The sequence below is a fragment of the Acinetobacter puyangensis genome (genome assembly GCF_900096995.1).
GTDB classification, from domain to species: domain Bacteria; phylum Pseudomonadota; class Gammaproteobacteria; order Pseudomonadales; family Moraxellaceae; genus Acinetobacter; species Acinetobacter puyangensis.
In genome coordinates this window covers 1-1,228 of record NZ_OANT01000032.1, presented here as the reverse complement: position 1 = coordinate 1,228, position 1,228 = coordinate 1, and the positions used below count along the sequence as shown (strand labels likewise).

Annotated in this window: 1 protein-coding gene; it reads right to left on the bottom strand. The window is 42.8% G+C overall.

The window, feature by feature from the left end; genetic code table 11:
• Positions 1–105: 105 nt before the first annotated feature.
• Positions 106–1,041 (bottom strand): catechol 1,2-dioxygenase, encoded by a 936-nt coding sequence (gene catA / locus CRO21_RS17410; RefSeq protein WP_097080559.1) that lies wholly within the window; start codon positions 1,039–1,041, stop codon positions 106–108.
• Positions 1,042–1,228: the final 187 nt, after the last annotated feature.

Here is a 1,228-nt window from a genome sequence, read left to right as displayed (position 1 = left end):
CATCAAATGTTTGAATATCCATCTTGCTTCTCTCTTCCCTGCACATAAAATCAGGCCAGCGATCCTACCAGCCTGAATTTTGACTTTTAAATGAATGTTCTGGTTTTAAACAGCAAGACGTGGACGATCTACAACCTGATTATCCACACCTTCTACCAAACGAGTCAGTTTCAAATCAAATACCATTTCAGCAAATGGACCTTCAACATCATTGGCTTTAATTGCTTCAGGATCAGTATGCTCTACCGCTTCAATCACCAAACCTTCACGTGTTGCGTAAGCAAAGTCATCATAGGTATATGGATCACCCGCAACATTAATTTGCGTCGTCAATTTACGATGGCCATCCGCTGAAACGAAATAATGGATATGTGCAGGACGGTTACCATGACGGCCCAATTGGTTAAGCAACTGCTGCGTCGGGCCTTCAGGTGGACAACCATAGCCTGCCGGCAAAATCGTACGCACACGGTACTGACCATTTTCATCAGTAATAATGCTACGACGCATATTAAATGCTTTTTGCTCACCTGTCGGATCAAAGTGCGAATAAAACCCTTTGGTATTGGCGTGCCAGATTTCCACTTTCGCATGAGGCAATGGTTTGCCGTCTGCATCGTAAATTGTACCGTGTAGAATTAAAGTATGACCATTTGGATCGCTACCATCATCCATACGGGCATAACCTACTGATTCCGGAGCGCCTGCCACATACAGCGGGCCTTCGATGGTACGTGGCGTACTATTTTCGATGCCGAGTGCTGCATCTTCGGCATCCATACGTAGATCAAGGTAATGGTCAAAGCCCAGTCCCGGTGAAAGCAACCCTGCTTCCTGATTTGTACCGAGTTGATTAAGATAGGCAACCCCTGCCCAATATTCGTCAGAAGTAATATTTAGATCTTCAATGGCTTTATATAAATCTGAAAGAATACGATGAATAATCTGCTTAACACGTGGATTACCGCCTTCTTGTTCCAAACCACTGGCTAGACGTAGAAAATCTTGCACTTCCTGAGTATCGAATATTTTAATATCCATGGCTTTCTCCTTGAAATCGCCAAAATAAATAGATGACTGACATTCATTGTTAGCCATAATCACATGCCACTTCACAATTCAGCATTATCATTTTACGGCTGGATACCTATCATTATTGGGTTGTCTTACCGTGCTCATGATAACAATGCAATATTTCTGTGATTCCTGCTTGTATATGTTCCATAGT

What these genes read in the sequence shown, in the direction of transcription:
- catA (WP_097080559.1), bottom strand. Translation starts at nt 1,041, where the DNA reads ATGGATATTAAAATATTCGATACTCAGGAAGTGCAAGATTTTCTACGT.